The following is a 13,054-nucleotide window of genomic DNA, read 5'->3' on the forward strand; positions in this document are numbered from 1 at the left end:
GGGCAGGGGTTCCTTAACGCTTTGTTGCAGACACGTAATGGCTTCGACCAAAACTGGCGAACGAAAAACTCAGATCCTCCAGATGTTGGCGCTGTTGCTCGAGCATCCGCGCGGCGAACGCATCACGACGGCAGCCTTGGCGGCCCGTCTGCAAGTCTCCGAGGCAGCGCTGTATCGACACTTCGCCAGCAAGGCGCAGATGTTCGAGGGCCTGATCGACTTCATCGAAAACACGGTGTTCACGCTGGTGAACCAGATTGCCGATGGTGAAGAAAGCGGGACTGCCCAGGTTCGCAAGATCGTGTTGATGCTGCTGGCATTTGCCGAGCGCAATCCCGGCATGACGCGGGTGCTGATCGGCGATGCGCTGGTGTCGGAAGACGAACGCCTGCAGGAACGCATGAATCAGTTCGCAGATCGCATCGAGGCCTCGCTGCGCCAAAGCCTGCGCCAGGCGGTTACCCGCAACGAACTGCCGTCGTCGGAAGACGTGTCGGCCCGCGCCAGCCTGATCATGCACTTCGTGCTGGGTCGCTGGCAGCGTTACGCCAAGAGCGGCTGGAAGAAGACGCCCAGCGAGCATCTGGACGTGCAGTTGGGGTTGTTGCTGGCGGCTTGATTGCACCAGGACCGGAACGGGGTGACAGGCTACGTAGCCCTGTCTCTGCCCGATCAGGTCTGGTTCACATCCATCACGGGCGGGGTCGCCACCGGCGTCCCGCACACCGCGCAATGCGGGTCACGTTTCACCCGCACGCTGTGCCACTGCATGCTGCGCGCATCCAGCATCAGCAGGCGGCCAGACAGGCTCTTGCCCACACCGGCGATCAGCTTCAGCGCTTCGGCTGCCTGCATGGCACCGATGATGCCCACCAGCGGGGCAAATACCCCCATGGTGGCGCAGCGCATCTCTTCCACGTCGGCTTCGTCCGGGAACAGGCAGTGGTAGCAGGGGGCTTGCGCATCCCGCAGATCGAACACGCTTACCTGACCATCAAAACGAATCGCCGCGCCTGACACCAGCGGCTTGCCGTGCTGCACGCACGCCGCGTTGATGGCGTGGCGGGTGGCAAAGTTGTCGCAGCAGTCCAGCACCACATCTGCTGCCGCCACCTGTTCGGACAGCACGTCGCCTGTCAGCCGAAGCGGCAGGGTGTCTATGCGAATGTCTGGGTTGATGGCGTGCAGGGCCGTGCGACCAGACGCCACTTTGGGCTGGCCGATACGGTCGGTGGTGTGCAGGATCTGGCGTTGCAGATTGGTCAGGTCGACGTCGTCGTCGTCGGCCAGCACCAGGTGGCCTACCCCGGCAGAGGCAAGGTACAAGGCGGCAGGTGAACCCAGCCCGCCTGCGCCTACGATGAGAACCCTTGCCGCCAGAAGGCGTTCCTGCCCATCGACATCGATGTCGTCGAGCAGGATGTGGCGCGAATAACGCAGTAGTTGATCGTCGTTCACTGCTCTGCTACCGCGCCACGTTCGCGCCACATCGGTCGTGCATTGCTTACTTCACCTTGTTGGCAGGTGCCGTCGGGCTGGATGCCGGGGGCGGCGTTGCGGTGCCCGAACCTGCGGGTTCAGCGGGCCGTTCAGCGCCTTCGACCGGCTTGGCATCTTCTGCCTTGGCGATTTGCACCGGCTTGCCGTTCAGGTGATTCAGCGCTTGCTTGAGTTGGAAGTCGTCGGCGCTGCCGAATTCGACCGGCTTCGGCGGGGTGCGCTGGGCCAGTTCACCGGCACGGCTCGGGTCCGAGTAGGCAGACTTGCGTTCGCCGGTCGGGTCCTTGTCGTTGCTCAGGTGCTTGGCCAGGTCAGCTTCACGCGGACGCTCGTACACGTCGCCTTCGGCGTTGTCGGCCACGATCATGTCGGGCTCGATACCCTTGGCCTGGATCGAACGGCCATTGGGCGTGTAGTAGCGCGAGGTGGTCAGCTTGATGGCCGAGTCACGCGAGATCGGCAGGATCACCTGGACCGAGCCCTTGCCGAAGGTACGCGTACCCAGGACCTTGGCGCGGTTGTGATCTTGCAGTGCACCGGCAACGATTTCCGATGCGGATGCCGAGCCGGCGTTGACCAGCACCACCAGCGGCACGGTCTTCACCCAGGCCGGCACACGCTTCAGGTAGTCGTCGCTGCCACGCAGGTAGTCGTCGGCCACGGTTTCGTAACGGCGGCGGGAGTCCGGTGCACGGCCGTCGGTCGACACGACCAGTTGCTTGCCCGGCAGGAACACGCCCGACACGCCGATGGCTGCATGCAGCAGGCCGCCCGGATCGTTACGCAGGTCGAGCACCAGCGCGCGCGGCGTGGCGGTCTTGGCCAGGCGTTCCAGGTGGTCGACGAGGTCTGCACCCGTCTTTTCCTGGAACTGGGCGATACGGACATAACCCACGCCGGATTCGAGGTCCTTGCTGCGGACGCTGCGGACCTTGATGATGTCACGCACGATGGTCAGCACCACGGGCTGCGGCGTGTCCTTGCGCATGATGGTCAGCACGATCGGCGTCTTGGGCTTGCCACGCATCATCTTGACTGCGTCGTTCAGCAGCAGGCCCTTGGTCGGCTTGTCGTCGATCTTGATGACCAGGTCGCCCGCCATCACGCCAGCGCGTGCGGCCGGGGTGTCTTCAATGGGCGAGATGACCTTGACGTAGCCGTCTTCGGTACCGACTTCGATACCCAGACCGCCGAATTCGCCCTGCGTCTGCGTCTGCATTTCCCGGAACGCCTCGGCGTCGAGATACGCAGAATGCGGGTCCAGATCGGAGAGCATGCCCGCGATGGCACCGTCGATGAGCTTTTTGTCTTCGACCGGTTCGACGTAGTTATTCTTGATCGCCGCAAACACGCTTGAGAACTGACGGATGTCCTCGAGCGGAATCGGCGCGCGCGCTTCGCGCTGCGCAACGGCGGTGACGCCTACGCTGACAAGAATGCCTGCGACCAGACCAAGGCCAACCAGGCCAAGACTACGAAACTTGCGTTTGCCCATGTGCAGCACCTCCGGGGCGTGCGTCCGCGTATCCGAGCGAAGAAACGCGTACGAGGCATGGACGCGCCGTCCGGATGCGGACGACGTGCCGATCTGCAGTTACTGCAGTGACACCCATTGCAGGGGATCCATCGGCTTGCCACGATGCCTGAGTTCAAAGTATAGGCCTGATTCTGTCTGGCCTCCGGTCGCGCCGACGCCTGCAACGACGTCGCCCGCTTTTATTTGGTCTCCGACCTGTTTAAAGAGGGTCTGATTGTTGCCATAGATAGACAGATACTCACCGCCGTGGTCGACGATGATCAGGTTTCCAAATCCACGCAGCCAGTTGGCAAACACCACCTCGCCGGGTGCGACAGCCCGCACCTGTGATCCTTCGCTGCTTCGCAGGAATACCCCGCGCCATACACCGCCTTCACCGCGCGCCGTGCCGAACCGGCCCACGACCTCGCCCTTGACCGGCAGCCGCAATCTTCCGCGCAAGCGCTCGAAGTTGCCGGACAACGAGGCGTCCGGCACGGCGTTGTTGCGCGCCACGGCGCGTTCGGGCGGCGCTTCCGGCACGGGCGGGCGCGGTGGCAACACCTGAGCGGGCGGGGCAGGGGGCTCGGGCGGCGGTGACGGCTGCGACGGTGTAGCAGGTACCACCAGCGCCGTAGACGTTTCCGGTACCGGCGCTTCGGGCACCAGCGGGGCGCTGGGTGCCGTCACGGTCGGTATCGGCGCACTGCGTTCCACCGTGCGTTGTTCTATCCGCTGCTCTGTCCGTTCGTTCAGCCTTGCCGTGGCCGCGCGCTCTGCTGCCAAGCGTTCTGCCGCACGTTCCGCAGCCACCTTTTGTGCCGCGCGTTCAGCCGCTGCCCGTTCAGCGGCTCTTTCCGCTGAACGTTCTGCTGCTCGTTGGGCTGCTTCGCGGGCAATTCGTTCCGCACGTTCGGCGGCTTCTTTTCTGGCTCGTTCGGCGCGTTGTGCCTCTTCGGCCTGTCGCGCCAGCACTTTGGTCAATTCATCGACCAGGGCGCTCATGCGCGCTTCGTCGCGCGCAGTGGCGTCGGCCTGCCGCTTCTGAGTCTGGATGCCCGAGGCGATGGAATCCAGAATGCGCTTGCGTTCACGCGACTGCGTTTGAAGCGCGTCACGTTCGGTCTTTTCTTCCGCAGCCAGCTCGTCGATCTGTTTACGGCGGGCGGCGGCATCGGTCTGCAAGGTGGTCAGCTGGGCGATTTCTTCGCGCACCGTGTTGACCGCATTGGCCCGTGCCTGCGAGATATAGCCCAGATAAGCCAGGTTGCGGCCCATCTCGTGCGGGTCGTCGCCGGACAGCAGGGCGCTCCAGGGGCTCAGCGAGCCACCGGCGTATTGCTGGCGCAGCAGCGCCCCCAGTTCTTTCTGTCGGGTGTTCAGTCGTGCTTGTTCGGTATTGATCCGTCGATCGAGCTGCTGCAGCTCGGTCTGAACCTGTTTCTGCGATACGCCGATTTCCGTCAGGCGTCGCGTCGAGCGGGAAATCTCTTCTTCCGAAGCCTGAAGCGCATCAGCAGCCTCGGCCCGTTCGCCTTCGCGGCTGGCAATGTCTTTGCGCAAGACGTCAAGACGCTTGCGCAGTGCTTCACGCTCGCGCGCAGCTGCTTCCTTCTCGGCCGGCGTGGCCGGGGCAGCAGGGACGGGGGCACGCTGGGCCAGCGCGGCCCCAGAGGTGCCCGCGCCAGCCAGCATCACCGCCAGAACGACGGCGAAGAAGGGTTTCACGCCTGTTTGGCCTTGCCCTGTGCAGCAACGGCAGCCATGGCTGCCTGGATTTCGTCAGCATTGCCCAGGTAATAGTGACGAATCGGGCGCAGGTCGTCGTCGAGTTCGTAGACGAGCGGCTGTGCCGTCGGGATGTTCAGGCCGACGATTTCCTCATCCGATACGCCATCCAGGAACTTGATCAGCGCGCGCAGGCTGTTGCCGTGCGCAGCGATGATGGTGCGTTTGCCTGCGCGCAGCGACGGGGCGATGGTGTCGTTCCAGAACGGTACGACGCGATCGACGGTGTCCTTCAGGCACTCGGTGGCCGGCAGTTCGCTGGGCGACAGGCTGGCGTAGCGCGGGTCGAAACGCGGGTGACGCGGATCGTCGATATCCAGCGGGTTCGGCGCAATCGCGTAGGCACGACGCCAGACCAGCACCTGTTCGTCGCCGTATTTGGCGGCGGTTTCAGACTTGTTCAGGCCTTGCAGGGCACCGTAGTGGCGCTCGTTCAGGTGCCAGTCGTTGATCACCGGCACGTACATCGCGTCGAGTTCGTCCAGGGTGAGCCAGAGCGTACGGATGGCGCGCTTGAGCACCGAGGTGTAGGCGATATCGAACTCGAAGCCTTCCTGTTTGAGCAAGGCACCGGCACGGCGTGCCTCTTCGCGGCCCTTTTCGGTCAGGTCGACATCGGTCCAGCCGGTGAAGCGGTTATCGAGATTCCACTGGCTTTCGCCGTGTCGCATCAGAACAAGTTTGTGCATGGAAGCAGGCGGCTAATGCCGCAAAGGATAGAAAAACGGGGCCGGATGGGCGTAAAACCAGGCTCGATCCAAGCTGAAATGGGGGGAAAGTCCGGAGTTTTGTGCGCCAGCGGCAGATCTTTCCTACTGTAGTCGCTACTTGAAAAACCGTACTCGTCCCCGACATTTTATAATCCGGCGGCGGTTCGATACGCATCGCCCTGATCGCCTTTGGTATCAGGGCATGACACGAGCTGCCACGCGACGTCATTTTCGTCGTTGTGCACCCGTTTGTGTGTCCCGATTTCTGTCGTCGGCGCCGACCCAACCCAAGGCCCAGTCCGTGAATTTTCTGATCGATAACATCCTCGTGGTCGCCGTTGCCGTACTGTCGGGCGCTGCGCTGCTGATTACTTCCCTGCGCGGCCGCGCAGGCGCTGGCGTCACGCCGGCCGAAGCCACCCGCCTGGTCAACCAGCGCCACGCCGTGCTGATCGACGTGCGTGCCCCCGAGGATTTCGCCAAGGGCCACATCCCCCAGGCACGCAACATTCAGCCTGCCGACCTGGAACAAAAGACCACCAGCATCTCCAAGGACAAGCCCCTGGTCGTGATCTGCGGCTCCGGCCGTGACGCAGCCAAGGCTGCGCTGACCTTGCGCGCCAAGGGCTTCAACGAGGTCGTGGTGCTGGCAGGTGGCATGGGTGGCTGGCATCAGGCCGGCCTGCCGGTTGCCAAGAACTGAGCTGCTGATCTGGGTTGCTGACCTGAACTGCGGTGGGTCAGGCGCTGAATTTGCAGGCTGCATTCACGCGCTGGCCTCAGCAACCGCCCCAGCAACCGACTCCATAACCCAATTCACTCCCGAGGAATCGCGATGAGCAAGGTATTGATGTATTCGACCGGCGTCTGTCCGTATTGCACCCGCGCCGAAATGTTGCTCAAGCAGCGCGGCGTGACCGAGATCGAAAAGGTTCGCATCGACATCGAACCGGCCCGCCGCGAAGAAATGATGACGCGCACCGGTCGCCGCACCGTGCCGCAGATCTACATCGGCGAGACCCATGTTGGTGGCTTCGACGACCTGGCCGCACTCGACCGTGCAGGTGGCTTGCAGCCCCTGCTGGATGCCGCCTGATATATTGGCGGCCGGTCCTGCTCAGCGCCAGACCTTCCTAATCAAGCGTTCAATCAAGCGTTATTAAGCGAATCCTATGTCCGACACCCAAGAGCAAGCCAGCCCCGTTTTCAACGTTCAGCGCGTCTATCTGAAGGATTTGTCGCTTGAACTGCCGAACGCGCCCCAGATTTTCCTGGAAAGCGAAGCACCGCAAGTTGAAGTCGCCATCGACGTCGGCGCGACCATGCTGGCCGAAACCGTGTTCGAAGTGGTGGTTACCGCCACCGTGACCACCAAGGTCAACGACAAGGTCCTGTACCTGGTCGAAGGCAAGCAAGCCGGCATCTTCGAACTGGCCAACATCCCGACCGAACAACTGGACCCGATCCTCGGCATCATGTGCCCGGGCATCCTGTACCCCTACCTGCGTGCCAACATCGCCGACGCCATCACGCGTTCGTCGCTGCCGGCCCTGCACCTGGCGGAAGTCAATTTCCAGTCGTTCTACGAGCAGCGTCTGGCGCAAGTCAACGAGCAGCAGCAAGCCGAAGTCCAAGCTGACGCCGCCAATGGCGCCGACAGCGGCCTGATCCTGCCGCCCGGCGTGAACAAGCACTAAGTCGCACGCGGACATGCGCATCGCCGTGATTGGCGCGGGCAGTTGGGGCACGGCGCTGGCCGCTGCCGCCAGCGCCCGTCACGAGACCTTGCTGCTTGCCCGCAGCGCCGACGCCGCGACGGCGATGGCGCAGGCGCGCGAGAACACCCGCTACATGCCGGGTGTTCCGCTGCCCGAGGCACTGCGCATCAGCGCGTCTTACGACGAGATGCTGGCGCATGCCTTCGGTGGCGACGAGGCACCGTTGTTCATCCTCGGTGTCCCGATGGCTGGTCTGGCTCACGCTTGCCGGCAACTGGCGCAAGCCGTTGACCGCATCGGCCGTCCTGCAAGCATGGTCTGGACCTGCAAAGGCATGGATGCCGACACTGGCCGCCTGCCGCACGAAATCGCTGCTGAAGAACTTGGGGCATCTCACGCATGGCTGGAAGCCGGCGTGCTGTCCGGGCCTTCGTTTGCGCGTGAAGTGGCCCTTGGCCTGCCGGTGGCCTTGACGGTCGCCAGCGCGTCGTCCCGAGTCTGTGAGCAGGCAACCGCCGCGCTGCATGGCGGGGCGATCCGTGTCTACGCCAGCGACGATGTCGTAGGCGTGGAAGTGGGCGGCGCATTGAAGAACATCATGGCAATTGCCTGCGGCATTGCCGACGGTCTGGGCCTGGGGACCAATGCACGTGCGGCATTGATCACACGGGGACTGGCCGAGATGACCCGCCTTGGCGTGGCACTGGGTGCCAGAGCCGATACGTTTTCCGGCCTGACCGGGCTGGGTGACCTGATTCTTACCGCCACTGGTGACCTGTCGCGCAATCGCCGGGTAGGCCTGGAAATCGGTCGCGGGCGTGCCCTGGCCGATATTCTTGCCGATACGCCGCACGTGGCCGAAGGCGCGCGCTGTGCGCCAGCGGTGCGCCGCATGGCCCTGGCGCGTGGCGTGGATTTACCGATTACCGACGCTGTGTGCGCGGTCCTTTTCGAAGGCGTGTCGCCGGCCGATGCCGTGGCGCGCCTGCTTTCGCGTGACCCCCGTGCCGAGAGCGCGGACTGAAACCATGAACCATATCCATACTGTCTGCCTGTACTGCGGTTCCAGCGCCGGGACCGATCCGGTCTACGCCGATGCGGCCGCCGCCTTTGGTCGCACGCTTGTCGAGCGTGGCCATCACCTTGTCTATGGCGGCGGCAGCGTCGGCCTGATGGGGGTGGCTGCCGATGCCGTGCTGGATGCGGGCGGCCAGGTGATCGGCATCATTCCCGAACGGCTGTGGGGCAAGGAAGTCGGTCACCGTGGCCTGAGCGCACTGGAAATCGTGCCCGACATGCATACCCGCAAGGCACGCATGGTGGCCCTGGCCGATGCGTTCGTGGCGATGCCGGGTGGGTTCGGTACCCTGGACGAGCTGTTCGAGGTGCTGACCTGGCAGCAGATCGGCTATCACGAGAAGCCGGTTGGCTTGCTGAACGTGAATGGTTATTTCGACGGACTGGTAGCCTTTGCGCGCCACGCCTTCGAGCAGGGCTTCCTGCGCGAAGCGCATCTGGATGCGCTGGTGATCGACAGCGACCCGGGTCGTCTGTTGGACCGCATGGCAAATGTGTCGCTGGAACACGTGGCCAAGTGGGCACCCAAGCCGCCGGTTCCGCCCGGCCCGGCTGCGGTCTGAGCGTTGGAGATGAACTGCGTTCTGTCAGTCTGGGAATAAGCGCCGGAACCCCAGCCATCGACCGGAACTGCCGGATGCCGCCAAAGATCGCCAAAAACCGCCCACACCAGGGCGGTTTTTTTTACGCCCCGTCGGCGTAACCCTGTTGCCGCCAGGCTTCGAACACCACCACCGCCACGGTATTCGACAGGTTCAGGCTGCGCTGCCCGGCGCGCATCGGCAGGCGCAGGCGTTCGCTCAGCGCGAATTTCTCTCGCACGGCTTCCGACAGACCGGCTGTTTCGCTGCCGAATACAAACACATCACCGGGCGCAAAGGCGACTTCTCCGAAGGGCCGCGATCCCCGCGTGGTGAATGCAAAGATGCGGTCGGGCGCAGCGCCGATGGCGGCGATGGCCGCATCGAAGTCGTCATGCACCTGCATCGGTGCCCACTCGTGATAATCCAGGCCCGCGCGTCGCAGCTTGGTGTCGTCCAGGTCGAAGCCCAGCGGGCGCACCAGGTGCAGCTGCGCCCCGGTATTGGCGCACAGCCGGATCACGTTACCGGTGTTGGGCGGGATTTCGGGCGAAACGAGAATGACGTGGAACACCGGGAAGACCTTGGCTTGAACGAATCAACAGGCGGGATTGTGCCATTGCTCATTCGACCGCGTGCCACGCGGGGAAGGGCGTGCGCGCCACGGCCAGCGCGGTCACGCTGGCGGCACCCGCACCCAGCAAGGCGCGACTGACGGCATCCAGTGTGGCCCCGGTGGTCATCACGTCGTCCACCACCGCCAGGTGCCAGCCGTCAATTGCGCCGGTTGTGCGGAACAAGGCCTGCGCATTGCGCGATCGCGCTTGCCTGCCAAGTGAATGCTGGGCGGGAGCTTCGCGCGTGCGTGTCAGCAGCCCTCGGGCGACCGGCAGGCCCAATTCACGCCCCAGCGCACGGGCGATTTCGTTGGCCGGATTGAAGCCACGTCTGGCCAGCGAGGCCGTGCTGGCCGGCACCGGCACCAGCCGGGTGTCCGCCGGCAAGCCGCCCTGGTGCCTGATGGATTCGGCAAGCAAGCGTGCCAGCAGCCCGGCACGCGCATATTGACCGCGTTGTTTCAGCTGCAGAATCAGCAGATCGGCGGGTTCTGCGTAATCGAACGCGATCATGGCCTGCGTGAACACGGGTGGCGTCGTCGCGCAATCCGGGCAAGCGATAGCCGTCTGCGGAAGACGTAACGCGCAGCACGCACAGCGAGGAAAAGTCGCCAGGCGCGTCGACCACACGACATCGGCTTCGCAGGGCTGACAAAGCGCGCCGCCCGACGTTTTCGTGCCACATAGTGGGCACTCACCCGGCAGCTTTAGCAAGCTGGTTCGCAGCTGAGCGAAGGCGCGGCTGAATGGATGTGAAAGTGAGGTTGGCCAGGGCATTCGGTACGCCGGGTGAGTGCGTCGCAGGGGCTTTGCGGGTGGCGGAGCCGCTAAGTGTAAAAATAGACACCGTTCCCCGTCTTTATGTTGTGCACCGAAATGTCCAGCCCGTCTTCCCGTCTGCCCGCGCTCCCGCTCAATCCCGATGATGTCGTCCGGCAGTTTTCCAGGCGGGGCGATTTGAGCAACGCGCAGTTTCTGTATGCCGAAATCGGGGCGCGCATGAACGAGCGGCTCGACTATATCCGTCTGCAACCCACCGCCTTGCTCGATGCCGGCTGCGGTGCAGGCACAGCATTGCCCGGATTGCGCGCACGGTATCCCGATGCCCGATATACCGGCATCGATTCCTGTGAACCCTTGCTGGTTCACGCCCGTCGCAATCATCGGCCTGCTGCGGCTGTGCGCCTGCGTCAATCGGTTCTGGGCCTGGTGGGTCGGGGTGCCGAGGCAGACAGTTTTGTGCGCGCCGATCTGGCTGCCACGGGTTTGTCACCGGAATCGGTGGAACTGGTCTGGTCAAACCTGGCGCTGCACTGGCACGCCGAGCCGCACAGCGTATTGGCCGAATGGCGTCGTGTGCTGAAGGTCGGCGGGTTGGCGATGTTCAGCTGTCTGGGGCCGGGCACCTTGCGCGAATTGCGTGCGGCGCTGGTGACAGCAGGCCTGGATACCCGCACGCCAGCCTTTGTGGATATGCACGATTTTGGCGATCTGCTGGTGGAAAACGGATTTGCCGACCCGGTCATGGACCAGGAAACCCTGACCCTGACCTATCAGGACCCGACGCGTTTGCTGGCCGATGTGCGTGCCCTGGGCGGCAATCCAGCGCGTGGTCGCCGGGCAGGTTTGGTGGGACGCAGCTGGCGGGATCGACTCTGTGCCGCGCTGGATGCGCAGCGCGACAGCGAGGGGCTGATTCGACTGAGTCTGGAGGTTGCCTACGGTCATGCATGGCGTGCCGCAAGCCACCGGGTGGCAGACGGAGAAACCCGTTTATCGGTCAGCGCAATAGGGAAAAGCGGCCGTATCTGAGACGTGCATGAGACAAGCCCTAAGGGGGGAAGCTTGCTGGCGTTCCCAAGCGACCCGTATAATCCGCCAGCCTTCCCGTTAAACCCTGACTTAATTAAAACGTGCACTTAACGACCAACTTCGGGCGCATTTGACCGATATTGGTGGGAGATCAGGGTAAATATGTAGGGACTGCCCAAGGTGATTAAGGTATGCGCGAGAGTATGAGTTGCGGGTAAAAGTTAAGTTCCCGTATTAATACTGAGTTCACCCCCGCATTATCAAAATTGGGCAGTGGTTGTGCGTAATAAGACTCAATATCAATAAGAATTATCAGTACGCAATATGGGTAAAGGCCGCTTCAGTCGGCCGCGTGCACAGCAGCGCCGTCGGGTCGCTCCAGACCGTCGGTCGTCCGGCACGCTAACAACCAGGTCGTCGCAAGCAGGTTGTGCGACGGTGCTGAAGTACAACGGTATTCTTCGAGGTCGACATGAAGAAGTGGTGGTTGGGTGGATGGTTCGGCGTGGCGATCGCGTCGGCCAGCAATGTGGCGCAGGCTGTCAGCGACAGCCCGGGCGGCCCGAAAGTGAATCAGCTCAACCTGCACGAGCCGGTGACCCGTATTGCGGCCGACATCCAGTGGCTGCACTGGATGATGCTGGCAATCTGTCTGATCATCTTCATCGCCGTGTTCGGCGTGATGTTCTATTCGCTCTGGGCGCACCGGAAATCGCGTGGTGCCAAGCCCGCGACCTTCCACGAAAGCATCGGCGTGGAAATCGCGTGGACCATCATTCCCTTCCTGATTGTGATCGGCATGGCGCTTCCGGCGACCAAGACCGTGGTCGCGATGAAGGACACCTCCAATGCCGACCTGACCATCAAGGCCATCGGATACCAGTGGAAGTGGGGCTACGACTACCTGTCGGGTGAAGGCGAGGGCATCTCCTTCATGTCCACCCTGGCGACCCCGCGCGAGCAGATCGACAATCTGGCGCCCAAGGGTGTGAACTACCTGATGGAAGTCGACAACCCGGTCGTGGTGCCGGTCGACAAGAAGATCCGCGTGGTCACCACCGCCAACGACGTGATCCATTCCTGGATGATCCCGGCCTTCGGCGTCAAGCAAGATGCCATCCCCGGCTTCGTGCGCGACACCTGGTTCCGTGCCGAAAAAATCGGTGAATACCGTGGCCAGTGCGCCGAGCTCTGTGGCAAGGATCACGCCTTCATGCCCATCGTGGTGAAGGTCGTGAGCCAGCAGGACTACACCGCCTGGGTCGACGAGCAGAAGAAGCTCCTTGCTGCCGCTGCCGACGACCCGACCAAGGTCTGGACTGCCGACGAACTGAAGGTTCGTGGCGAGAAGGTCTATGCCGCCAACTGTGTGGCCTGTCACCAGGCGACTGGCAAGGGCGTTCCGGGCAGCTTCCCGGCGCTCGATGGCGACAAGGTCGTGCTCGGTCCCAAGGCAGACCAGATCAAGGTCTTGTTGAATGGCAAGCCGGGCACCGCCATGGCCTCCTTCAAACACCTGTCCGATACGGAAATCGCTGCCGTGATCACCTACACCCGCAATGCCTGGAGCAATGCAGGCAAGGGAACCGATCCGGTGGTTCAGCCCGCCGACATTACCGCCTCACGTTGATTCCCCCGGCCGCCTGTCGGCGGCCGCTGGAAGCCACGCGAGTCCGAGTCTTAACTTGTTGAGTTGATGCCGACGCCGGTCAGCCGACGCGGCGGCAGCAGTACC

At 63.2% G+C, this 13,054-nt stretch carries 14 protein-coding genes; 8 read left to right on the forward strand and 6 right to left on the reverse strand.

The genetic code is table 11. The annotated features are described in order from the left end of the window. The first annotated feature begins 37 nt into the window (after window positions 1-37). Window positions 38-619, forward strand: a complete 582-nt coding sequence (slmA, locus tag FXN63_RS02640) for a nucleoid occlusion factor SlmA (RefSeq protein ID WP_148812585.1) — start codon at window positions 38-40, stop codon at window positions 617-619. Between the two features lie 53 nt (window positions 620-672). Here slmA and FXN63_RS02645 read toward each other — a convergent pair whose 3' ends face one another. From FXN63_RS02645 to gpmA, 4 genes are all read right to left on the reverse strand, one after another. Further along, a complete protein-coding gene (locus FXN63_RS02645; protein WP_148812587.1) occupies window positions 673-1,458 on the reverse strand; it encodes a HesA/MoeB/ThiF family protein in 786 nt (261 codons plus the stop codon). Window positions 1,459-1,504: 46 nt separating this feature from the next. Continuing rightward, window positions 1,505-2,995 (reverse strand): S41 family peptidase, encoded by a 1,491-nt coding sequence (locus FXN63_RS02650; RefSeq protein WP_148812589.1) that lies wholly within the window; start codon window positions 2,993-2,995, stop codon window positions 1,505-1,507. Between the two features lie 99 nt (window positions 2,996-3,094). Beyond that, the gene (locus FXN63_RS02655) at window positions 3,095-4,744 is read right to left on the reverse strand and encodes a murein hydrolase activator EnvC family protein (RefSeq protein ID WP_148812591.1); all 1,650 of its coding nucleotides are present in this window, start codon (window positions 4,742-4,744) and stop codon (window positions 3,095-3,097) included. Further along, window positions 4,741-5,493, reverse strand: coding sequence for a 2,3-diphosphoglycerate-dependent phosphoglycerate mutase (gpmA, locus tag FXN63_RS02660; protein WP_148812593.1), 753 nt, complete (start codon window positions 5,491-5,493; stop codon window positions 4,741-4,743). The genes FXN63_RS02655 and gpmA overlap by 4 nt, the downstream gene beginning before the upstream one ends. A gap of 322 nt (window positions 5,494-5,815) precedes the next feature. On the opposite strand from gpmA, the gene FXN63_RS02665 reads away from it, so the two are divergent. The 5 genes from FXN63_RS02665 to FXN63_RS02685 all read left to right on the forward strand — a co-directional run bounded on the left by FXN63_RS02665 (window position 5,816) and on the right by FXN63_RS02685 (window position 8,872). Further along, window positions 5,816-6,217, forward strand: a complete 402-nt coding sequence (locus FXN63_RS02665) for a rhodanese-like domain-containing protein (RefSeq protein ID WP_246165010.1) — start codon at window positions 5,816-5,818, stop codon at window positions 6,215-6,217. Between the two features lie 132 nt (window positions 6,218-6,349). Continuing rightward, window positions 6,350-6,610, forward strand: coding sequence for a glutaredoxin 3 (gene grxC, locus FXN63_RS02670; protein WP_148812597.1), 261 nt, complete (start codon window positions 6,350-6,352; stop codon window positions 6,608-6,610). 76 nt (window positions 6,611-6,686) lie between these two features. Then, window positions 6,687-7,211 (forward strand): protein-export chaperone SecB, encoded by a 525-nt coding sequence (gene secB / locus FXN63_RS02675; RefSeq protein WP_148812599.1) that lies wholly within the window; start codon window positions 6,687-6,689, stop codon window positions 7,209-7,211. 13 nt (window positions 7,212-7,224) lie between these two features. After that, entirely contained in the window at window positions 7,225-8,256 is a 1,032-nt protein-coding gene (locus FXN63_RS02680) for an NAD(P)H-dependent glycerol-3-phosphate dehydrogenase (protein WP_148812601.1), read from the forward strand. A gap of 13 nt (window positions 8,257-8,269) precedes the next feature. Then, window positions 8,270-8,872: an LOG family protein gene (locus FXN63_RS02685; RefSeq protein WP_148818854.1), complete on the forward strand. Its 603-nt coding sequence runs from the start codon at window positions 8,270-8,272 to the stop codon at window positions 8,870-8,872. A 121-nt stretch (window positions 8,873-8,993) separates the two neighbouring features. On the opposite strand, the gene FXN63_RS02690 is transcribed toward FXN63_RS02685, so the two are convergent. Next, window positions 8,994-9,464: a tRNA (cytidine(34)-2'-O)-methyltransferase gene (locus FXN63_RS02690; RefSeq protein WP_148812603.1), complete on the reverse strand. Its 471-nt coding sequence runs from the start codon at window positions 9,462-9,464 to the stop codon at window positions 8,994-8,996. A 49-nt stretch (window positions 9,465-9,513) separates the two neighbouring features. Continuing rightward, window positions 9,514-10,035 carry a ComF family protein gene (locus FXN63_RS02695; protein ID WP_246165011.1) on the reverse strand — a complete coding sequence of 174 codons (522 nt, stop codon included), beginning with the start codon at window positions 10,033-10,035 and terminating at the stop codon, window positions 9,514-9,516. A 348-nt stretch (window positions 10,036-10,383) separates the two neighbouring features. Here FXN63_RS02695 and FXN63_RS02700 point away from each other — a divergent pair, with 348 nt between their 5' ends. Continuing rightward, complete coding sequence (locus tag FXN63_RS02700; RefSeq protein WP_148812605.1) at window positions 10,384-11,319, forward strand: methyltransferase domain-containing protein; 936 nt, start codon at window positions 10,384-10,386, stop codon at window positions 11,317-11,319. Window positions 11,320-11,791: 472 nt separating this feature from the next. Further along, window positions 11,792-12,949, forward strand: a complete 1,158-nt coding sequence (gene coxB / locus FXN63_RS02705; protein ID WP_148812607.1) for a cytochrome c oxidase subunit II — start codon at window positions 11,792-11,794, stop codon at window positions 12,947-12,949. The last annotated feature ends 105 nt before the right edge of the window (window positions 12,950-13,054 follow it).

Origin of the sequence: Pigmentiphaga aceris, assembly GCF_008119665.1 — a bacterium.
GTDB classification, from domain to species: Bacteria; Pseudomonadota; Gammaproteobacteria; order Burkholderiales; family Burkholderiaceae_B; genus Pigmentiphaga; species Pigmentiphaga aceris.